Here is a 19,624-nt window from a genome sequence, read left to right as displayed (position 1 = left end):
ACGGGCAGGCGTTTAAAAAAACAAAAGGTTCAAGCGCGTCGCAGGGCGTGATGTTCCATGCGGTTCTGCAAGCGATAGAGGTAGGCAAAACCCTGCTCCCAGCGCTGGTGACCGGACTTCACATTGATGTGCCCGGCACCCGACAAAATCCCCGCCTCGGCACCCCAGTTGCGCGCCAGCTCAAGGGCTCGCGGCGCGCTCACGGCGCTGTCGTTGTCGGAGCTGACGATCTGGCTCGGGAACGGCAGCAGGTCGGTGGGAATCGGTGCAAAGTTACGCAACGCCGGCGCACACGCCGGGCGCTCGACATCCGCTGGAGCGACCAGCAAGGCCCCGCGCACCTGACGCAGAAACTGCACGGGTGCAGCGGCGGCCCAATGGGCGACAGTGATGCAACCCAAGCTATGCGCGATCAGGATCACCGGCGTGCTATCGGCGGCAATCGCCTCGGCCAGCGCCGCGACCCAGTCTTCACGACGCGGTGTCAGCCAGTCCGCCTGCTCCACCCGCGCGCTATTCGGCAGGCTGTTCTGCCAGTGGCTTTGCCAATGATCGTCCGGCGATCCTTGCCAGCCCGGCACAATCAGGTAGCGAATTGATTCGTTGCGCATGGGGGAGCTCTCCTGCTGCGTGTCTGTACTTGGTCGAGTATAGGGAGGAGAGTTATATTCGTTAAGGAATAAGAAGATATTTATTAAGATCTATAAAGAATATACAAGGTATTTCAAGCAGCAGATGTTCAACCCGATCACTGTCGGGTTGATGCGCTAAGGAAAGATCTTGGGTCAGCTGGACTCAACACGCTTTTGCAGTGGGCTCGTCTCGTTTAAACAACACGGTCCGGGTGTTGGTTTTGCCGTTCTTGAAGGTCTGCTCGCATGTCCCGACAAGCGACATGCGCTTGGTACTGAACATGAGCGACCACCGCTCCTTGACCTCGTGAATATCATCCACAGTGATAAATTCAAGGCTACAGCCGCACCGATAACGGACCCTCCCATCACTGATGTCGCGATGGGCGTCCTCTAAATCCAGGTGCCCCGATATCCGCTCATCGCCCTCTATCACCAAATGAGTCATTGCCCTGTTCATCGTGTAATGGCCTGCGAAATAGCTCATGCGGTTTCTCCCTGAAAACGTTTCCTGACCTGCTTTGGTTGCCCATAAGGGCCACATTGTCAGTGTAGGGCTGCCCCTCCTCTCGTCTACTGTCAGAAATAACAGGTCCGTAGACAAATCAGCGATTAGTCAGATAAGCCAGGAACGTTATGGGAATAAAAAAAGGACCGCACCCTGCCAAGGAGACGGCCCCGGAAACTCAAAATCTGTGAAGCGATGATTGATTGAAACGCTTATCTTATAAAGGAATATTTAATTACTTTATTAGATCCAAAGCGCATATGGCGACTAACGAAACGTTGACCGCCCAGCCTCCCTGCTTGTGCTTTAACGTATCGCCTCTTTGGGTCAAATTGATGACGAGCGCCTTTGTCATCGCTTATTTCGAGATTGAGTTTCCGATTTTATCCATCACACCTGAGCGGCACGAACCTCCCGAGGTTGTGCAGCGTCTTTGCGAACAAACCGGTTGGCCCGGCCAAACGTGCCGAAATCATTGAACCGCACGCCCATCTCACGCATCACTTTATGCGCCACCGGCACGGTCATCTGGCGAATGTAAAACGGCTCCTTCACCACAAAGTGATGGATGCCGTGGCTGCTGCCGAAGTTGAAGCAGAACGCCTGCAACGGCCACATCCACGGAGAGTTCAGCACCTGGGTCTGCTGGATCACGTTCCCCGGTTCCACGTCGCCGTAGTAGTGCATGTTCGAGCTGATGAAGTGCAGGCAGAACGTACGCAATACGTTCGGGCCGATGATCACCACCGCCGCGATGTCGATCACCTGCATCACCGACAAGGTGGTCGCCGACCACTCAATCGGCGCCCCCATCAGAGACGCGATGCCGTTGGCCGCATGGAAGCCGAGGAACATGTACCACGCGCCCCAATGCACCAGCGCGAGCGGCGCGTAGACCTTCAAAGTGCGCTGGACGATGCTGAATTTTTGCGCCCAGGTCTTGGCCCGCAGCATGCGGATGAATGACGACATCATGTTGTCGCCGATCATCAGCAACCGCGCAAACCCCCAAGGCTCGCCGTTGGTGATGGCGCGCTCTTCCATGTCGGTTTCAGTGCCCGAAACCTTGTGGTGATTGAGGTGCAGATGACGGCGGATCCACGGATTGATGGTGCTCGGCCGCGCCAACCACACCAGCCCCATCATCAGGTTGTGCGGCACGCGCTGTTTACGAAAGTACATGCTATGTATCAAGTCGTGTTCCAGCTCGTGGGTCAACGAGGCGAAAAACGCGTTGAGCAACAAACACGCCCACCAGGCTATGTGCCCGGTCATGTATAGCGCCGCCGAACCGATCATCCCGGCCATGGCAAAGGCTAAAATGCCTGCGCCGAGGGCGTCCTGATGATTGAGAATCGGGTAGCGTTGACGCAATTCAACGCCCCTGGCCAGCACCACTTCCCGAATATGTGCTGATCGTTGCGATGCATTCAGTCGCTGGGGACTTGCAGAAGTACCGTGCATGCTTCCATCCTCTGGTTATTGATGTTCGCATCCTGCCTTGCGACCCCACGCAAGGTGGTAGCCGAGAACGCCAACCTGTTGACCGGAAGCGCCAATCAGCATGACTGAACCGACCTCCCTCGCCAGCTGGACCCGCGCCCTGTGCAAACAACTCGATGCGCTGGGCCTCGACAGCACCGCCCTGTGCCATCAGGCCGGGCTTGATCCGCAATTGATGGACGACCCGAACGCCCGTTACCCGTTGTCCGGTACCACGCGCCTGTGGGAAATCGCCGTGCAGGTCAGTGGCGATCCGGCGATTGGCCTGCGCGTGTCGCGTTTCGTCAGCCCCACCACGTTTCATGCGCTCGGTTATGCACTGGTGGCCAGCGGCAGTTTGCGCGAGGTGTTCGAGCGCATCGTGCGGTATCACCAGGTGGTCAGCGATGCCCTGGAACTGGAACTGACCCGCGCCGAGGATCGCTACCGCTTTCACCTGAAAATCCCTGCCGGCAACCCGGCGCCGGCATTCGAAGCCATCGACGCCTTCACGGCGATCTATGTGCGCACCTGCCGCAATCGCCTCGGTCGCGACTATGCACCGCTGGCGGTATACCTGCGCCGACCGGAACCGGCCGATGCGCACCAATGGCATAAAGTTTTCCGCTCACCGGTGTACTTCTCGGCCGACGAAGACCGCGTGGAGTTTTCTCTGGTGGATTTCGACAGCCACTTGGATGACGCCAATCCGGAACTGGCCGAACACAATGAAACCGTGCTCAAACGCACCCTGGCACAACTGAAACCGTTGACCTGGGAACGCAAAGTCCGTGACGCCATCGAAGAGCAATTGCCCGAAGGCGAACCCAGCGCCGAACTCATCGCCAAAGCCCTGCACCTGAGCTTGCGCAGCCTGCAACGGCACTTGGCGGACGAAGGTTGTCGGTTCGATACGCTGCTCAATGAAAGCCGCGAAAACCTGGCGCTGCTACACCTGCGTGATCCGCATTGTTCGTTGAGTGAAGTCAGTTACCTGCTGGGGTTTGCGGATACCAGCAGCTTCAGCCGCGCATTCAAGCGCTGGACCGGGATGACGCCGGGGCAGTTTCGGGATGGGTTGCGCTGACTGATCCGGAAGGTGCGTTGTATGTTACGGCCTCATCGCGAGCAGGCTCGCTCCCACAGTGGTTCTGCGTCGTTGTGAAATTTGTGTTTACTGGAGATCAATTGTGGGAGTGAGCCTGCTCGCGATGAGGCAAGACCAGACACCACAAAATTCCCTCAGCGCCCACGATCCCGCCGCAACAACTTGCGCACCCGCGTCACCAGTTCGCTCACCGCAAACGGCTTGAGCAAATAATCATCCTCATGCAGTTCGAGCCCGCGCAGTCGATCCTCAATGCCGTCCTTGGTGGTGAGGAACAGCACCGGCGTGTCGCCAAGCTTGCGAATCTGCTGCTGCAATTGCCAGCCGTTGAGCCCTGGCAGCATCACGTCGAGGATGATCAGTTCGTATTCGCCGGACTCGATAAAGCGCCGGCCGTCCATGCCGTTTAGCGCTACATCCACCGAATAGCTCGCCTCATTCAGGCCGTTGGCCAGGAGTTTGGCGGTCTCCGGTTCGTCTTCTACTAGCAGTACACGCATGGCACACCTCGATTATCGTCGTCACAGGCTAGGCGCCTTCACCGACAAAGCCCACCCATAACGTTGCGTTTCAAAAAATCGCCAGTGCCCGCAACCGCTCGGCATCGACAATTTCGATCTCGCCGTACTTGAGATTCAGAATCCCCTGACCCTGAAAATCCTTAAGAATCTGATTAGTCGTCTGGCGCGACAGCGACAGCATCGAAGCTAACTGCTCCTGGGGCAGTTGCAGCACCCGGCGCGGCGGTTCGATTTCGCCGTAGCCCTCGGCAATCATCAATAAGCGATGGGCGAGACGCGCCGGGGTGGGCATCAGGCTCAGCTGTTCGAGGTTGATGAAGGTCAGGCGCAATTTATGGCTCATCAGTAACGCCAGTTGCCGCCAATACACCGGTTGTTCGTCGAGCAACTTCAGCAGTGTCGCCTGCGCAATGTGCAACAGCACGCACTGGCCGACGCCGAAGGCATCGTGGGTACGCGGCTGACCATCGAACAGGCAGATTTCGCCGAACCAGTGGGGCGGCTCCACCAGGCTCAGCAGCGCTTCCTTGCCCTGCTCGCTGACTGCGCCGATGCGCACCGAACCTTCGAGCACTGCATACAACCCGCACGGCGGATCCCCTCGCTTGAACAGCAATTGCCCCGACGACAAACGCCGAATCCGGGCCGCAGCCAGCAGACTATCCTGTAAGGGAACAGGTAGATGACTGAACCATTGCCCCGTCATCAGGCGCGCACGCCAGGCCTGCATATCCATGGAAACTCCTAGAGATTGTCGCCTGCCCGACAGAGCCAAAAGTGAACCCGGGGCATGATCAATCACCCTACAGGAGGAATAACAATGAAAAGCCTCGTTGACCATCTCAGTCAATACGCCGCCTACCACCGTGATCCGCGCAACATCGCCAGCCACTTTATCGGTATTCCGTTGATTATGGTGGCCGTCGCGGTGTTGCTGTCGCGGCCGCAATGGGCTGGCGACTGGCTGTCACCTGCGGTGCTGGTGTCGCTGGCGTCGGCGTGGTTTTACCTGCGCCTGGAGTTGCGCCTCGGGGTGCTGATGAGCGTATTGCTGGGACTGTCCGTTTGGGCGGGGCAGACACTGGCGCAGCAAAGCACGCTGGTCTGGCTGTCGAGCGGTATCGGGATGTTTGTGGCGGGCTGGGTGATTCAGTTTGTCGGGCATTACTATGAAGGGCGTAAGCCGGCGTTTGTTGATGATGTGAGCGGGCTGATTGTCGGGCCGTTGTTTGTGGTGGTGGAGTTGATGTTTTTGCTGGGGTTGCGGCATGACCTCAAAGAGCAGATCGAGGCGCGGGCTGGGGGTGTACGAATCAATCCGAATCGCGCTGCGGCATAAGACGCCTTCGCGAGCAGGCTCGCTCCCACATTAGATCTATGGCGCACATAGAACCCCTGTGGGAGCGAGCCTGCTCGCGAAGCTTTTGCTTTAGATGTTGGCCAGTTTTTGCCAGACCTTGGGCTTGAAGAACAAGGTTTCACCCTTCGCCAGCCCGATCAGGCTGTCGTGATCCTTCACCACTTCCGCTTCGATCAATTCGCTCTGACCTTCGACCTTCAACGTCACCCGAGTCGTCGCACCCAACGGACGAATGTCGCGCACTTCAGCTGCGTGGTGATCTTCCAGTTCATGCCGCGACAGCGACACTTCGTGCGGACGGAACAGCACGTGGTTGTCCTCCCCCAGATGCAGCCGGTTGGAATCACCGAGGAAGTGATAAACGAAATCGCTGGCCGGGTTTTCGTAGACGTCACCCGGTGAGCCAATCTGTTCGATCACGCCCTTGTTCATCACCACAATCCGGTCGGCGACTTCCATCGCCTCTTCTTGGTCGTGGGTCACGAACACGGAAGTCAGGTTGATGTCCTCGTGCAGTCGCGCCAGCCAGCGGCGCAGCTCCTTACGGACCTTCGCGTCGAGGGCGCCGAAGGGTTCGTCGAGCAGCAAGACTTTCGGCTCCACTGCCAAGGCACGGGCCAGGGCAATGCGCTGACGTTGGCCGCCGGAGAGTTGTTCCGGGTAGCGATCCGACAGCCAGTCCAGCTGCACCATGTTCAGCAGTTCGTGAACCTTGGTTGCGATTTGGCTTTCGCTCGGACGCTGGTTTTTCGGTTTCATGCGCAGGCCGAACGCGACGTTGTCGAACACCGTCATGTGGCGGAACAAGGCGTAATGCTGGAACACGAAACCGACGTTGCGATCGCGCACATCATGGCCGGAGACGTCTTCGCCGTGGAACACGATGTTGCCCTGATCCGGCGTCTCCAGACCGGCGATAATCCGCAACAGCGTGGTTTTACCGCAGCCCGATGGGCCGAGCAGCGCCACGAGTTCGCCGCTTTGAATGTCCAGGCTGATGTTGTCCAGCGCCTTGAACGCGTTGAAATTCTTGCTGACGTTACGCACTTCAATCGACATGAAATCATTCCTCCGCGGCGCTGGCGCGCAGGCGGTTAATACGGTTTTCGCTCCACTGCTTGAGCAGCAGGATGAAGAGCGCCAGGATCAGCAACAGGCTTGCCACGGCGAACGCGGCCACGTGGTTGTATTCGTTGTAGAGGATCTCGACGTGCAGCGGCAAGGTGTTGGTCACCCCGCGAATGTGCCCGGAAACCACCGACACCGCACCGAACTCACCCATCGCCCGCGCGGTACACAGCACCACGCCGTAGATCAGGCCCCATTTGATATTGGGAACGGTGACGTGCCAGAACATTTGCCAGCCATTGGCGCCAAGCAGGCGCGCGGCCTCTTCTTCTTGCGTGCCTTGTTCCTGCATCAACGGGATCAGTTCGCGCGCCACGAACGGCACGGTGACGAAAATCGTCGCCAGTACGATACCCGGCAAGGCGAAGATGATCTGGATGTCGTGATCCTGCAACCACGGCCCGAAGAAGCCTTGGGCGCCGAACATCAACACATAGACCAGGCCGGCGATGACCGGCGAGACCGAGAACGGCAAGTCGATCAACGTGACCAGCATACTTTTGCCACGGAACGAATACTTGCTCACGCACCATGCGGCGCTGACACCGAACACCAGGTTGAGTGGCACCGAAATCAGCACGGCGATCACCGTGAGTTTCAATGCCGACAGCGCGTCCGGTTCAAAGATCGCGGTGAAGAACGCACCCAGGCCATTCTTCAAACCCTGGGACACCACGATAAACAGCGGCAGCAACAGGAACAGCGCAAAAATCAACCAGCCAAGACCGATCAGGATTCTTCGCGAGGTGGCACTGCCACGGCGGGCGGCGTTGGCCGAAGAGGCGGCAGCAATAGACGATTGGGACATGGTTCGCGCCTCCTTATGGGGTTTCGATGCGACGTTGCAGCAAATTGATCAGCAGCAACAGGACGAAGGAAACCACCAGCATCAGTACACCAATGGACGTGGCGCCGGTGTAATCGTACTGGTCGAGCTTGACCATGATCAGCAGCGGCAAAATCTCGGTTTTCATCGGCATGTTGCCAGCGATGAAAATCACCGAACCATACTCCCCGACCCCGCGGGCAAAGGCCAAAGCGAAACCGGTGAGCCAGGCTGGCAACAGCGCTGGCACCAGAATATGGCGGAAAACCTGTAACGGTTTTGCACCGAGGCACGCTGCCGCTTCCTCCACTTCACGCGGGATATCAGCCAATACTGGCTGTACGGTACGTACTACGAATGGAAGTGTCACAAAAGTGAGGGCAAGGGTGATACCGAGGGGGGTGTACGCGATCTTGAAACCCAGATCAGCTGCAAACTGACCCACCAAACCGGTAGGGGTGTACAACGCAGTCAGCGCAATACCCGCCACCGCAGTGGGCAATGCGAAGGGCAGGTCGATCATTGCGTCGATGACTTTGCGTCCCGGGAAGGTGTAGCGCACCAGGACCCAGGCGAGCAGCGTGCCGATGATGCCGTTGATGATCGCGGCATAGAGCGCAGTGCCGAAGCTCAACTTCAACGCCGCCAGCACTCGTGGCGCCGAGACAATTGCCCAGAACTGGTCCCAGGTGAGTTGGGCGGCATGGACGAACATTGCCGCCAGAGGAATAAGCACAATCAGGCTGAGGTACACCAAGGTGTAGCCCAGCGTCAGCCCGAAGCCGGGTATGACGGGGGAAATACGACGCGACATAAAAGTCCTTGGTTGAGAACGCGCAAAGCCCCGACGGTTAAATCGGGGCTCGTTGATGGCTATTTAAGATTACTGCGCCTGGTAAATCTGGTCGAACACGCCACCATCATTGAAGAATTTCGGTTGCGCGGTTTTCCAGCCGCCGAAGTTCTTGTCGATGGTCACAAGGTCCAGGGTCGGAAACTGCTTGGCGTACTTCGCGGCGACGTCCTTGTCACGTGGACGATAGAAGTTTTTCGCCGCAATTTCCTGGCCGGCCGGGCTGTACAGGTATTTGAGATACGCATCGGCGATCTGCTCGTTACCCTTTTTCTCGGCGTTCTTGTCAACCACGGCCACCGGTGGCTCGGCAAGGATCGACAGAGAAGGCACGACGATTTCGAACTTGTCGGCACCGCCGTCCTCTTTCAGCGCCAGGAAGGCTTCGTTTTCCCAGGCCAGCAACACGTCACCCTGACCGTTGTTGACGAAGGTAATAGTCGAACCGCGAGCGCCGGTGTCCAGCACTGGCACGTGCTTGAACAGGGTTTGTACGTATTCCTTGGCCTTGGCTTCGTCACCGCCGTTGGCTTTCAGGCCATAAGCCCAGGCCGCGAGGAAATTCCAGCGTGCGCCGCCGGAGGTCTTCGGGTTCGGGGTGATGACCGCCACATCGTTCTTGATCAGGTCACCCCAGTCCTTGATGCCTTTAGGGTTGCCCTTGCGCACCAGGAACACGATGGTCGAGGTATACGGCGTACTCGCATCCGGTAGACGCGTCTGCCAGTCGGCCGGCAGGGACTTGCCGAGCTTGGCGATTTCGTCGATGTCGCCGGCCAGGGCCAGGGTCACAACGTCGGCGCGCAGCCCGTCGATCACCGCGCGGGCCTGTTTGCCAGAACCACCGTGGGATTGCTGGATTTTTACGTTGTCACCGGCGTGATCCTTCTGCCAGAGCTTGATGAACTCGGCGTTGTAGTCCTGGTACAGCTCACGCGTCGGGTCGTAAGACACATTGAGCAGTTCGTAATCCTTGGCAACCGCGGAACCCGCAAAAAGTGCACTGGCCAGGGCGGCCAAAGCGAAATGACGAATCGACGACATGGTGAAAGCTCCTGGAATTCTGGTTGTGGTGGCTTTTTATGAGGTGCTGGAAGCGGGTTGCCTGTTGCTTAGCTCGGTTTGTTACTCGGGCTCTGCAGACGAAATTTCTCTTTGCGTTCGATCTGCACGACCTGGGCGTTATGCACAGTGATCTCCACAGCCCCAAAGCGCAGATCGCGCAATGCGCTCTGGATCTCACGCAAAATGGTTGCTTCGTCCTGGCCATCAACACTACGTAGGGATGCGCTCATGGTGCTGCTCCTTCAACTGAGAGGTTGCCTGGCAGTGGCGGTACTGCTTGCGGCGTGAGACCAATAGTAGTGAGGAGCTGATATTCTTAAAAAGACTATTTAAGAATGTTTATATAACTAGAAAGTATTATTTGATGGGGCGCGGGTTTAAGGCGGATCAGCGAATAACGGGCGCGTAAATCCAATCCAATTGCTCAGCCGGCACCGGCCGCCCAAACCAGTAGCCTTGCCCCAGATCGCAGTCATGCTCCAGCAGAAATCCCGCCTGCTCGACCTGCTCGATCCCCTCGGCATGCACCTGCATTCCCATGCTCTGCGCCAAGGCAATGATCACCCGCACAATGGCTGCATCATCCTCATCCCCTGGCAAGCCTGTGACAAACCCTTGGTCGATCTTGAGTTTTTGCACCGGCAAACGCTTGAGCCGCAGCAGCGACGAATAACCCGTGCCGAAATCATCAATGGCCAACCGCACGCCCAATTCGCGCAAGCGATGCATCTGCTCCAGCGCCACTTCCGGATCATCCATCACCGCGCTTTCAGTGACTTCAAGCTCCAGAAGCGCCGGATCAAGCCCCGTCGCATCAAGCACACGAGCCACCTGCTGATACAGTTCGCTCCGGGCAAACAGTCGCGATGAAATATTCACCGCAACAAACGACAGCACCACGCCAGCGGCTTGCCACTGGCACATTTGCTCGCAGGCCTGCTGCATGACCCAGGCATCGATCTCGGCAATCAACCCCGTACGCTCGGCGATGGGGATGAATGCTGCTGGCGACACCAGCCCGCGCTGCGGATGCGCCCAACGCACCAACGCTTCCACGCCCACCAGGCGACTGGTTTTGAGGTCATGCACGGGTTGGTAATGGACGCGCAACTCCTGCTTCTCCAGGGCGCGGCGCAATTGGAAAGCAATTTCTACCCGCTGCTGGGCATGGGCAGTCAATTCTTCGGTGTAGAGCGCGTAGCCATCCCGGCCTGCACTCTTGGCCTTGGACAAGGCCGAACCCGCGTTGCGCAACATTTGCTCGGCACTCAAGGCATCACTGGGAAACTGGCTGATGCCGACACTGGTGTTAATAAACAGTCGATTCCCATCGATGCAAAACGGCTCCCGGAGGCCATCGATGATCCGTTGCGCCAGCGCCGCAGCCTGCGCAACTTGCGGACAACTTTCGGCAAGCACCGCAAATTCGTCACCGCCCAGACGCGCCAACGTAACGCCTGGGCCAAACATGGCTTTCAAGTGCTTGGCCACGGCCTTGAGCAGCTGATCACCGACGGTGTGCCCGAGGCTGTCGTTGATCATCTTGAAGTGATCCAGGTCGATCATCAGCAACGCACAACCCCGTTTGTGGATTTGCGCCGATGCCAGCGCCTGTTCGACGCGGTCAGTGAACAACAGCCGATTGGGCAGATCGGTCAGCGGATCGTGATGAGCAAGGTGTTTGAGCTCGTGTTCGGAGTTTTTGATCGCACTGATATCGGAAAACACCGCCACGTATTGGCTACGCCGGCCCTGATCGTCATGAATGATGCGGATGGTTTGCCATTGCGGGTAGATTTCGCCGCTTTTGCGACGATTCCAGATTTCCCCGCTCCACTCGCCGGTGCTGTTGAGCGTCGCAAACATCGCCTGGTAGAACGCTGGTGGGTGGTGGCCGGATTTGAACAGACTGGGTTGCTGGCCCAGCACTTCATCTCGCCGATAACCGGTGATCGCCATGAAGGCCCGGTTTACATGGACAATCAGCCCGTTGCTATCGGTGACCAACACGCCCTCATGGGTGCAATCGAACACCGCAGCCGCCTGGCGCAATCGCTCGCGGTCGGCCTGACGCTCGCGCAGTTTGGCGCCGATCCCCAGGCACTGGAACAGTCGGGCCCGGGCAATGAAGATCAAACCGGCGCTGAGTACCACCCAGACATAACCGTTGATCAGTTGCCATCGCAATAGCTCGGCAGAGCTATCGAAGAAACTGTTCAATAAATAGCCGCTCAACGCCATCCAGGCGACTGAAAACAACAGATAAAGCAGCGCTGCACGCAAGGCATCGCGATAGGTGGCAGACATTTGGCCGTCCATGTCCCTACAGAAGGGTCGGAATAATAGGTCAAGGACACATCCAGCCACTCTTATCTGAAAGGGCGACTGGTTTTATCCGTGGGCTTAGTGATAATGCAACGGCTATTTTTTTCTTTATCGAGGGCCCTACAGCCTATGTGGTACGAAGGTTTACTCGGCTTGTCGCCCTGGTCACTGGTAGCAGTCACCCTACTGATGACCCATGTCACAATCATTGGCGTCACGGTCTATTTGCATCGTTACTCAGCCCATCGCTCGCTTGAGCTCAATGCCGGCCTGAAACATTTCTTCCGCTTCTGGCTGTGGCTGACCACGGCACAGAATACCCGCGAGTGGACCGCTATCCACCGCAAGCATCACGCAAAGTGCGAAACCGTCGATGACCCGCACAGCCCGGTCATCAAGGGGCTTTCCACCGTTCTGCGCAAAGGCGCCGAGCTGTACCGCGCAGAAGCAGAAAACCCGGAAACCCTGCGTATCTACGGCAAAAACTGCCCCGAAGACTGGATCGAACGCAACCTCTACAGCCGATTCCCGCTGTTGGGTATCGCGATCATGGGCATCATCGACTTGCTGCTGTTCGGCACCATCGGCATCACCATCTGGGCTATCCAGATGATGTGGATCCCGGTGTGGGCCGCTGGCGTGGTCAATGGCCTTGGCCATGCCGTCGGCTACCGCAACTTCGAATGTCGCGATGCCGCAACCAATCTGGTGCCCTGGGGCATCCTGATCGGCGGTGAAGAACTGCATAACAACCATCACACCTACCCTAACTCGGCAAAATTGTCGGTGAAGAAGTGGGAGTTCGACCTCGGTTGGGCCTGGATCCAGGTCTTCAGTTTCTTCCGCCTGGCGAAGGTCCAGCGCGTTGCACCGATTGCCCACCGGGTTGAAGGCAAAGGCAACCTGGACATGGACACCGCCATGGCGATCCTCAACAACCGCTTTCAGATCATGGCCCAGTACCGCAAATTGGTGATCGCGCCGCTGGTCAAGCAAGAGCTGGAAAAGGTCGATCACTCGGTCCGCCATCAATTCCACCGCGCCAAGCGCCTGCTCTCGCGGGAAACCAGCCTGCTGGACGAAAAACACCACGTTCGCATTCAGGCTATGCTCGAGCACAGTCAGGCGCTGAAGGTAATTTACGAGAAACGCCTGGCCTTGCAGCAGATCTGGGTCAAGACCAGCTCAAATGGTCACGACATGCTCGCCGCCATCAAGGACTGGGTACACGAAGCTGAAGCCAGCGGGATTCAATCCCTGCGCGATTTCGCCGACCAGTTGAAAACCTACTCCCTGCGCCCTTCCGCTGCTTGATGCCGTTGATCGGTGCGCCCCGCTAGTGGGCGCACCCTTCGGAACTTAGCTCCGAATCCCCTATCTCAAAGACACTTCGCCAGCCCGGCGGGCTTCGTTTTAGCCGCTTTCGAACCTCGAGCGGCACACGCCCTTTGAGATTTGTCCCGATGGTCTCCAAACACCTGCTTGACTCATCCCTTCCGCAGTTACCCGACACCGCTCAAACCTTGATGGCGCTGATGCATGCTCAAAGCGAAGTGGCGCGCCTGAGTGAGCGTGAACAGCTGTTCAGCTCGTTGCTGGTGAGCGTCAACGCGGTGCTTTGGGCATTCAATTGGGAAACCCGTCAGGTGCTCTACGTCAGCCCGGCCTATGAGCGGATTTTCGGCCGCTCCACCGGCAGTTTGCTGTCCAACTACAACGAATGGCGCGACAGCATTTACCCCGACGACCTGGACTATGCCGAACGCAGCCTGGCCGAAGTGCTGGTCAAAGGCGCGGTTGAAGACCGTGAATACCGCATCATCAATGCCGATGGGCAGGTGCGTTGGCTCAGCGACAAATGCTTCATCAACCGTCAGGCCGAGCCCGGTCAACCGGTGATCATTGTCGGAATTGCCGAAGACATCACCGAAAAGAAGCGCACGGAAGCCGAGCTGCAACGCTTGGCCACCACCGACGTACTGACCCAAAGCAGCAATCGCCGACACTTCTTCGAATGCGCGCAACGCGAGTTTGCCCAAGCGCGCAAACAGGGTGTGCCACTGGCGTTCCTGCTGCTGGACATCGATGATTTCAAAGTGATTAACGACACGTACGGCCACCCGCAAGGTGACACGGTGCTGCAACAGATCGCAGAGAGCGGTCGCAGCGCATTACGTCGTGGGGATGTGTTCGGCCGGATCGGCGGTGAAGAGTTTGCGGCGGTATTTCCCGGCTGCGCGCCCGACATGGCCATGCAAGTGGCCGAGCGCCTGCAACGGCAGATTCAGCAATTGCGCTTCAGCCATGATGAGCAGACCTTCGGTATCACCGTCAGCCAGGGTTTAACCAGCCTCACTGAAGAAGACGAAAGCCTCGACAGCCTGTTCGCACGCGCGGATGCGGCGATGTATAAAGCCAAGCGGCAGGGTAAGAACCGCATCATCTCTGCTTAATGGTCCACCACCTGACCCCTGTGGGAGTGAGCCTGCTCGCGATAGCGGAGTGACAGTCAAAGTGATGTCGACTGAATCACTGCTATCGCGAGCAAGCCCGCTCCTACAGGGGGATTGGTGTTATGCCTACTTTTTGCGCAATCGCATGAGTTCCGGCAAGCCGATCTTGAGCAACCGTGCCGCCCGGCTTTTCGCCAACACTTCAACGCCCTCGTGCTCGGTCAGACGCGCCAATTGAGCCGCCATGTTCATCACCAACGCTTCGCGGGAGTAAACCCCGCCACCGAGCTGATAGACCGCTGCAATCAGCTCTCGCAGCTCCAGCGGCAGACGCCAACGAGTGCGCAGCGCCGAACCGTAGCCTGCACCGAACACTGCGAGCGCATCACCCACCTCTTCCCACTCATCCAGCTCACCTCCGGCCTGCTTCCACTCTTGCAAACACCCCAGCAATGCCAGGTCGCCAAGACGATGCAGCATGCCCGCGCAGTAACAGCGCTCTTGTTCAAGATCCAGCAAGCGCGCCAGCGTGCGGGCGTACTCGGCGGTGTGCAGCGACAGCTCCCAATAACGCTGGGCATAGTCCGCCAGTAGCGGATCGTCGAGCCGGGGACTGCGCTTGAGCGCCAATCCCAGAATCAGGTTCATGCTTTGCCCGGAGCCCAAACGATGCAAGGCCTGAGACAGGGTCTGCACGGGGTCGCCAATGTGATGCCCCGCGCTGTTCGCGGCGGCGATCAGCACAGCGGTAATCTGCGGATCGGTGCGAACTTCGTCTTCCAGTCGCTTCAGATCGAGACCGCCGGGATTGAGACTGCGCTGGACCGCTACCTGCACGTCAGTCATCAGCGGCGCGCCGTCCGTCAGTTCTCGACGATGTTCCAGATACACCGACAACGTCATGCCCGGCGCCAACGTTGGCACCTCACAGGACACCTCTTCACCCGCATTCAGCAGCAAGCCCTGCAGACGCCGGGTCAGGTTTTCCATGTTCAGGGGTTTGGTCAGGTACGCCGTGGGCGCCATAGGCAAAGCCTCGCGCACGCTGGCACTGTCATTACGACTGCTCATCAGAATGAAGGGTAACGGCGGATTGCGTTTGCGTTGGCGCACATTGCGCAAAACATTCAGGCCATCGACGCAAGGCAACTCCCAGTCAACGATCACCAGGTCGTAAGGAATTTCAGCCAGCTTATCCATTGCCTGCTGGCCATCGGTGCACAGGTCCAGTCGCGCGTCGCAACGCACATTCAATAACACTTGCTTGAGCAAGTCTCGAGACCACGGGTCGGCCTCGGCAATCAACACTCTCGGTGCAGCGGGTAAATCAACGACAGTCATGCAACACGCTCCCTCGCAATGCTTGAACCTTAACCAACACTGGCGAATCGAGACAGAACAATTGGCCTCAATGTGTTTCATGAGGCGTAAAAAAACCCGCCGAAGCGGGTTTTTTGTCGATCAGCTCACAAATCAATCAGAGCTCGGAGAAGCACTCTTCGATGATCGCCAAGCCTTTGTCCAGTTGCTCGTCCGGCGAAGTCAGCGGTACCAGGACGCGTAGAACGTTGCCGTAGGTGCCACAGGACAGCAGGATCAGGCCCTTGTCGCGAGCCTTGGCCACAACCGACGCTACCGCAGCAGCGTTTGGCTTGTGGCTGTCGCCGTTTTCAAACAGCTCGACAGCGATCATCGCGCCCAGGGCACGGACTTCGCCAATCACTGGGTACTTGGCCTGGATAGCCTTGAGGCCAGTGACCAGACGCTCACCGACGGCCTTGCAGCGGTCCAGCAGATGCTCTTCTTCGAACACTTCCATCACGGCCAGGGCCGCGGCGCAAGCAATCGGGCTACCGGCGTAAGTGCCGCCCAGGCCGCCTGGAGCGATGGCGTCCATGTATTCAGCCTTGCCGCACACACCGGCCAGCGGGAAGCCGCCAGCGATGGATTTGGCGAACGTGGTCAGGTCGGCAGCAACGCCCATCTGTTCCATGGCGAAGAAAGTGCCAGTACGGCCAGCGCCAGTTTGTACTTCGTCAGCGATCAGCAGGATGCCGTGCTGGTCGCACAGTGCACGCAGGCGCTTCATGAATTCTTTAGGCGCGACGTAGAAACCACCTTCACCCTGAACCGGCTCAATGATGATGGCAGCGATATCACGCGGCTCGGCGTCGTTCTTGAAGATGCGTTCGATGCTGGCGATCGAGTCATCGACGCTCACACCGTGCAGTTCGTTCGGGTACAGCGCGCGAAACACGCCGCCTGGCATCAGGCCCATGCCAGCCGAGTAAGGCACGACTTTACCGGTCAGGCCCAGGGTCATCATGGTGCGACCGTGGTACGCGCCAGTGAACGCGATTACGCCGGCGCGGCCAGTGGCGGCACGGGCGATCTTGATCGAGTTTTCCACAGCTTCGGAACCAGTGGTCACCAGCAGGGTTTTCTTCTCGAAATCACCTGGCACCTTGGCGTTGATTTTTTCGCACACTTCTACGTACGGTTCGTAAGCCAGTACCTGGAAGCAGGTGTGAGTCAGCTTGTTCAGTTGCTCGGTCACCGCGGCGATGATTTTCGGGTGCACGTGACCGGTGTTCAGCACAGCGATACCGCCGGCGAAGTCGATGAACTCGCGACCTTCAACGTCGGTCACGGTGGCGTTCTTCGCGGACTCGGCGAAGATCGGGTGAATCTGGCCAACACCGCGTGGTACAGCGGCTTCGCGGCGTTTCATCAGGGATGCGTTAGTCTTGCTCATAAAGTCCTCATTCACCGCTCATCGGGCGGTGTGGTTCAAGGAAAATGCAGCGGGGAGGCAACTACGGCAGCATGCGATGATCGACTGCCACAGCTTTCCCGACCACAGAGAAAATTCCGTTTGAAGCGTCGCAAAGGGACAGCGCTCTCGTGCCCTTTGCGTTTGAAGCAATGCCTTGCCCGGCTCTTGTCTTGCGAGCTTAGATGCCCAGGCAGAGGTATTTGATTTCCAGGTAATCTTCGATGCCGTACTTGGAGCCTTCACGGCCCAGGCCCGAGGCCTTGATGCCGCCGAACGGCGCGACTTCGTTGGAGATCAACCCGGTGTTGACGCCGACCATGCCGTATTCCAGCGCTTCAGCCACACGGAACACACGACCCAGGTCGCGAGCATAGAAGTACGAGGCCAGACCGAACTCGGTGTCGTTGGACATCGCGATCACTTCGGCTTCGTCTTTGAAGCGGAACAGCGGCGCCAATGGACCGAAGGTTTCTTCCTTGGCCACAGCAGCGTTCTTCGGCACGTTGGTCAGAATGGTCGGCTCAAAGAAGTTGCCTTCCATGACCTTGCCACCCGCCAGAACGGTTGCGCCTTTGCTGATCGCGTCAGCAATGTGCTCTTGAACCTTGGCCACGGCTTTTTCGTCGATCAGCGGGCCAGTGGTGGTGCCTTCTTCCAGACCGTTGCCGATCTTGAGTTTGGCCACAGCCACTCTCAGCTTCTCGGCAAACGCGTCGTAGACCGAATCCTGAATGTACAGACGGTTGGCACAGACACAGGTCTGACCGTTGTTGCGGTATTTGGAAATGATCGCGCCTTCGACGGCCTTATCCAGGTCCGCGTCGTCGAACACGATAAACGGTGCGTTGCCGCCCAGTTCCAGGGACACTTTCTTGATGTCCTTGGCGCATTCAGCCATCAACTGGCGACCGATTTCGGTCGAGCCAGTGAAGGACAGCTTACGTACAATCGGGTTGCTGGTCAGTTCGCTGCCGATGTCGCCGGCGCTTCCGGAAACAACGCTGAACACACCTTTCGGGATGCCAGCACGTTGAGCCAGTTCAGCCAGGGCGAACGCGGAGAACGGAGTTTGCGAAGCAGGCTTGAGCACCATGGTGCAACCGGCAGCCAGCGCCGGGCCGGCTTTACGGGTGATCATCGCGGCCGGGAAGTTCCACGGGGTGATGGCAGCGGTAACGCCGATTGGCTGCTTGATCACGATCAGACGCTTGTCTGGCTGGTGGCCTGGAATCACGTCACCGTAGATGCGCTTGGCTTCTTCGGCGAACCATTCGATGAAGGATGCGGCGTAAACGATTTCGCCCTTGGCTTCGGCCAATGGCTTGCCCTGCTCGAGGGTCATCAGGCGAGCCAGGTCGTCCTGGTTTTCGATAATCAGCTCGAACCAGCGACGCAGCTTGTTCGCGCGGTCCTTGGCGGTCAGTGCACGCCAGGCCGGCAGCGCTTTGTCAGCGGCTTCGATCGCACGACGGGTTTCGGCAGCGCCCATTTTCGGCACGGTGCCCAGTATTTCGCCCGTTGCCGGGTTGTTCACTTTGATCGTCTGACCATTGTCTGCGTCGACCCACGCGCCATCGATGAAGGCTTGCTGGCGGAACAACTGGGTGTCTTTAAGCTGCATGTCGGCTTTCCTTAACAGCACCGCGGCAAGCGCGGAGCAAATTATGATTGTAGAAAGGCGCCCTATAGGCTGCCGTCAGGGAAATCATTCACTGGGCTGAAGCACATAAATAGCGCACTGATTGATATCGTGCGGTTCAGCACCCAGACAAGAGCGTTTGAAATCTCAAACGAATCCTAGGATCAAAGGGGGTAAAGGACAATAGGCTGTTCGAAAAAAAGAACGAAAACGCCGCATTTGCCTAGTTTTTCTGATCAACGTAGCAATCGCACGTTACGCTTTCAAAAAAGTCAGCCGATTCAGCAGCATGGACGACTGCTGCACATATGAGTATCATGGCGCCCGCTTGCACCAGTAGCTCAGCTGGATAGAGTACTGCCCTCCGAAGGCAGGGGTCGTGGGTTCGAATCCCGCCTGGTGCACCATACGTCGCAAATGAAAAAGCCTCAGACCGTAGGGTCTGGGGCTTTTTTGTGGGTAATGGTGAACCAATTCCGGGCAATGCCATTCCTCGGCCGGGGCCAAGCATCGCTCGAGGGCGAACCATGCTTGAAGGCATACGACTACGTCAGGGGCGTTGGCGAAAGCTGGGCGCCATTCTCCGTATCACGAGCCCTGATTCGAGCCTCTAGGGCCTGCTACGCGGCCTCTAAGCCATGGTTGGGACCTTGATGATGGTGTGCTCGCTGACTCAGGTAGTTTTTTTCTGATCAATTCCGGCGCTCTATAAGACCGCGCCCCTCAAGCAGGAGGCCCTCCCAACTGAGTCAGACCACTACGATACGAACTTTCCTGCGGACAAAACAAAACCCCTACCTGCATACGCAGATAGGGGTTTCGGAATTTAATCTTGACGATGACCTACTCTCACATGGGGAAACCCCACACTACCATCGGCGATGCATCGTTTCACTGCTGAGTTCGGGATGGGATCAGGTGGTTCCAATGCTCTATGGTCGTCAAGAA

The 19,624-nt window shown here is 57.9% G+C and carries 18 protein-coding genes, 1 tRNA gene and 1 rRNA gene; 5 read left to right on the top strand and 15 right to left on the bottom strand.

The features are described from left to right. Window positions 1–29 precede the first annotated feature (29 nt). From KGB06_RS09590 to KGB06_RS09580, 3 genes are all read right to left on the bottom strand, one after another. A complete protein-coding gene (locus KGB06_RS09590) occupies window positions 30–611 on the bottom strand; it encodes an alpha/beta hydrolase (RefSeq protein WP_223514534.1) in 582 nt (193 codons plus the stop codon). A gap of 184 nt (window positions 612–795) precedes the next feature. Beyond that, window positions 796–1,119 (bottom strand): hypothetical protein, encoded by a 324-nt coding sequence (locus KGB06_RS09585; protein WP_223514531.1) that lies wholly within the window; start codon window positions 1,117–1,119, stop codon window positions 796–798. A gap of 411 nt (window positions 1,120–1,530) precedes the next feature. After that, window positions 1,531–2,604, bottom strand: coding sequence for a fatty acid desaturase (locus KGB06_RS09580; protein ID WP_223514528.1), 1,074 nt, complete (start codon window positions 2,602–2,604; stop codon window positions 1,531–1,533). 100 nt (window positions 2,605–2,704) lie between these two features. On the opposite strand from KGB06_RS09580, the gene KGB06_RS09575 reads away from it, so the two are divergent. Continuing rightward, entirely contained in the window at window positions 2,705–3,709 is a 1,005-nt protein-coding gene (locus KGB06_RS09575; protein WP_223514525.1) for an AraC family transcriptional regulator, read from the top strand. 155 nt (window positions 3,710–3,864) lie between these two features. On the opposite strand, the gene KGB06_RS09570 is transcribed toward KGB06_RS09575, so the two are convergent. Continuing rightward, entirely contained in the window at window positions 3,865–4,230 is a 366-nt protein-coding gene (locus KGB06_RS09570) for a response regulator (RefSeq protein ID WP_223514522.1), read from the bottom strand. A gap of 70 nt (window positions 4,231–4,300) precedes the next feature. Continuing rightward, window positions 4,301–4,987, bottom strand: a complete 687-nt coding sequence (locus KGB06_RS09565; RefSeq protein WP_223514519.1) for a Crp/Fnr family transcriptional regulator — start codon at window positions 4,985–4,987, stop codon at window positions 4,301–4,303. 84 nt (window positions 4,988–5,071) lie between these two features. Here KGB06_RS09565 and KGB06_RS09560 point away from each other — a divergent pair, with 84 nt between their 5' ends. Continuing rightward, on the top strand, window positions 5,072–5,590 hold the full coding sequence (locus KGB06_RS09560; protein ID WP_223514517.1) for a DUF962 domain-containing protein: 519 nt from the start codon (window positions 5,072–5,074) through the stop codon (window positions 5,588–5,590). A gap of 90 nt (window positions 5,591–5,680) precedes the next feature. Here KGB06_RS09560 and KGB06_RS09555 read toward each other — a convergent pair whose 3' ends face one another. The 6 genes from KGB06_RS09555 to dibA all read right to left on the bottom strand — a co-directional run bounded on the left by KGB06_RS09555 (window position 5,681) and on the right by dibA (window position 11,790). Then, complete coding sequence (locus tag KGB06_RS09555) at window positions 5,681–6,670, bottom strand: sulfate/molybdate ABC transporter ATP-binding protein (protein ID WP_223514515.1); 990 nt, start codon at window positions 6,668–6,670, stop codon at window positions 5,681–5,683. A gap of 4 nt (window positions 6,671–6,674) precedes the next feature. Then, the gene (gene cysW / locus KGB06_RS09550) at window positions 6,675–7,547 is read right to left on the bottom strand and encodes a sulfate ABC transporter permease subunit CysW (protein WP_223514512.1); all 873 of its coding nucleotides are present in this window, start codon (window positions 7,545–7,547) and stop codon (window positions 6,675–6,677) included. A 13-nt stretch (window positions 7,548–7,560) separates the two neighbouring features. Next, a complete protein-coding gene (gene cysT, locus KGB06_RS09545; protein ID WP_223514509.1) occupies window positions 7,561–8,379 on the bottom strand; it encodes a sulfate ABC transporter permease subunit CysT in 819 nt (272 codons plus the stop codon). Between the two features lie 69 nt (window positions 8,380–8,448). Further along, window positions 8,449–9,462 (bottom strand): sulfate ABC transporter substrate-binding protein, encoded by a 1,014-nt coding sequence (locus tag KGB06_RS09540; protein WP_223514506.1) that lies wholly within the window; start codon window positions 9,460–9,462, stop codon window positions 8,449–8,451. A gap of 68 nt (window positions 9,463–9,530) precedes the next feature. Further along, the gene (gene oscA, locus KGB06_RS09535; RefSeq protein ID WP_134419279.1) at window positions 9,531–9,713 is read right to left on the bottom strand and encodes a sulfur starvation response protein OscA; all 183 of its coding nucleotides are present in this window, start codon (window positions 9,711–9,713) and stop codon (window positions 9,531–9,533) included. A gap of 157 nt (window positions 9,714–9,870) precedes the next feature. Further along, the gene (gene dibA / locus KGB06_RS09530) at window positions 9,871–11,790 is read right to left on the bottom strand and encodes a phosphodiesterase DibA (protein ID WP_223514503.1); all 1,920 of its coding nucleotides are present in this window, start codon (window positions 11,788–11,790) and stop codon (window positions 9,871–9,873) included. A gap of 147 nt (window positions 11,791–11,937) precedes the next feature. On the opposite strand from dibA, the gene desA reads away from it, so the two are divergent. Together desA and KGB06_RS09520 are read left to right on the top strand one after the other, a co-directional pair. Beyond that, on the top strand, window positions 11,938–13,122 hold the full coding sequence (desA, locus tag KGB06_RS09525) for a delta-9 fatty acid desaturase DesA (protein WP_223514501.1): 1,185 nt from the start codon (window positions 11,938–11,940) through the stop codon (window positions 13,120–13,122). A gap of 149 nt (window positions 13,123–13,271) precedes the next feature. Next, window positions 13,272–14,261 carry a GGDEF domain-containing protein gene (locus KGB06_RS09520; RefSeq protein ID WP_223514498.1) on the top strand — a complete coding sequence of 330 codons (990 nt, stop codon included), beginning with the start codon at window positions 13,272–13,274 and terminating at the stop codon, window positions 14,259–14,261. Between the two features lie 126 nt (window positions 14,262–14,387). On the opposite strand, the gene KGB06_RS09515 is transcribed toward KGB06_RS09520, so the two are convergent. From KGB06_RS09515 to gabD, 3 genes are all read right to left on the bottom strand, one after another. Beyond that, window positions 14,388–15,602 carry a response regulator gene (locus tag KGB06_RS09515; protein ID WP_223514496.1) on the bottom strand — a complete coding sequence of 405 codons (1,215 nt, stop codon included), beginning with the start codon at window positions 15,600–15,602 and terminating at the stop codon, window positions 14,388–14,390. A 136-nt stretch (window positions 15,603–15,738) separates the two neighbouring features. Further along, a complete protein-coding gene (gabT, locus tag KGB06_RS09510) occupies window positions 15,739–17,016 on the bottom strand; it encodes a 4-aminobutyrate--2-oxoglutarate transaminase (protein ID WP_223514494.1) in 1,278 nt (425 codons plus the stop codon). 199 nt (window positions 17,017–17,215) lie between these two features. Continuing rightward, entirely contained in the window at window positions 17,216–18,658 is a 1,443-nt protein-coding gene (gabD, locus tag KGB06_RS09505) for an NADP-dependent succinate-semialdehyde dehydrogenase (RefSeq protein WP_223514491.1), read from the bottom strand. Window positions 18,659–19,006: 348 nt separating this feature from the next. Here gabD and KGB06_RS09500 point away from each other — a divergent pair. Continuing rightward, a tRNA-Arg gene (locus tag KGB06_RS09500) sits at window positions 19,007–19,083 on the top strand. 423 nt (window positions 19,084–19,506) lie between these two features. On the opposite strand, the gene rrf is transcribed toward KGB06_RS09500, so the two are convergent. Beyond that, a 5S ribosomal RNA gene (rrf, locus tag KGB06_RS09495) occupies window positions 19,507–19,622 on the bottom strand. Window positions 19,623–19,624 lie beyond the last annotated feature (2 nt).

Source organism: Pseudomonas sp. GL-B-19 (assembly GCF_019956415.1).
Taxonomy (GTDB): Bacteria; Pseudomonadota; Gammaproteobacteria; order Pseudomonadales; family Pseudomonadaceae; genus Aquipseudomonas.
This window is presented reverse-complemented; position numbering and strand designations above follow the sequence as displayed.

What these genes read in the sequence shown, in the direction of transcription:
- KGB06_RS09540 (WP_223514506.1), bottom strand. Translation starts at nt 9,462, where the DNA reads ATGTCGTCGATTCGTCATTTCGCTTTGGCCGCCCTGGCCAGTGCACTT.
- KGB06_RS09560 (WP_223514517.1), top strand. Translation starts at nt 5,072, where the DNA reads ATGAAAAGCCTCGTTGACCATCTCAGTCAATACGCCGCCTACCACCGT.
- KGB06_RS09515 (WP_223514496.1), bottom strand. Translation starts at nt 15,602, where the DNA reads ATGACTGTCGTTGATTTACCCGCTGCACCGAGAGTGTTGATTGCCGAG.
- cysW (WP_223514512.1), bottom strand. Translation starts at nt 7,547, where the DNA reads ATGTCCCAATCGTCTATTGCTGCCGCCTCTTCGGCCAACGCCGCCCGC.
- dibA (WP_223514503.1), bottom strand. Translation starts at nt 11,790, where the DNA reads ATGTCTGCCACCTATCGCGATGCCTTGCGTGCAGCGCTGCTTTATCTG.
- KGB06_RS09565 (WP_223514519.1), bottom strand. Translation starts at nt 4,987, where the DNA reads ATGGATATGCAGGCCTGGCGTGCGCGCCTGATGACGGGGCAATGGTTC.
- KGB06_RS09580 (WP_223514528.1), bottom strand. Translation starts at nt 2,604, where the DNA reads ATGCACGGTACTTCTGCAAGTCCCCAGCGACTGAATGCATCGCAACGA.
- oscA (WP_134419279.1), bottom strand. Translation starts at nt 9,713, where the DNA reads ATGAGCGCATCCCTACGTAGTGTTGATGGCCAGGACGAAGCAACCATT.
- KGB06_RS09575 (WP_223514525.1), top strand. Translation starts at nt 2,705, where the DNA reads ATGACTGAACCGACCTCCCTCGCCAGCTGGACCCGCGCCCTGTGCAAA.
- KGB06_RS09555 (WP_223514515.1), bottom strand. Translation starts at nt 6,670, where the DNA reads ATGTCGATTGAAGTGCGTAACGTCAGCAAGAATTTCAACGCGTTCAAG.
- gabD (WP_223514491.1), bottom strand. Translation starts at nt 18,658, where the DNA reads ATGCAGCTTAAAGACACCCAGTTGTTCCGCCAGCAAGCCTTCATCGAT.
- KGB06_RS09585 (WP_223514531.1), bottom strand. Translation starts at nt 1,119, where the DNA reads ATGAGCTATTTCGCAGGCCATTACACGATGAACAGGGCAATGACTCAT.
- KGB06_RS09520 (WP_223514498.1), top strand. Translation starts at nt 13,272, where the DNA reads ATGGTCTCCAAACACCTGCTTGACTCATCCCTTCCGCAGTTACCCGAC.
- cysT (WP_223514509.1), bottom strand. Translation starts at nt 8,379, where the DNA reads ATGTCGCGTCGTATTTCCCCCGTCATACCCGGCTTCGGGCTGACGCTG.
- KGB06_RS09570 (WP_223514522.1), bottom strand. Translation starts at nt 4,230, where the DNA reads ATGCGTGTACTGCTAGTAGAAGACGAACCGGAGACCGCCAAACTCCTG.
- gabT (WP_223514494.1), bottom strand. Translation starts at nt 17,016, where the DNA reads ATGAGCAAGACTAACGCATCCCTGATGAAACGCCGCGAAGCCGCTGTA.
- desA (WP_223514501.1), top strand. Translation starts at nt 11,938, where the DNA reads ATGTGGTACGAAGGTTTACTCGGCTTGTCGCCCTGGTCACTGGTAGCA.
- KGB06_RS09590 (WP_223514534.1), bottom strand. Translation starts at nt 611, where the DNA reads ATGCGCAACGAATCAATTCGCTACCTGATTGTGCCGGGCTGGCAAGGA.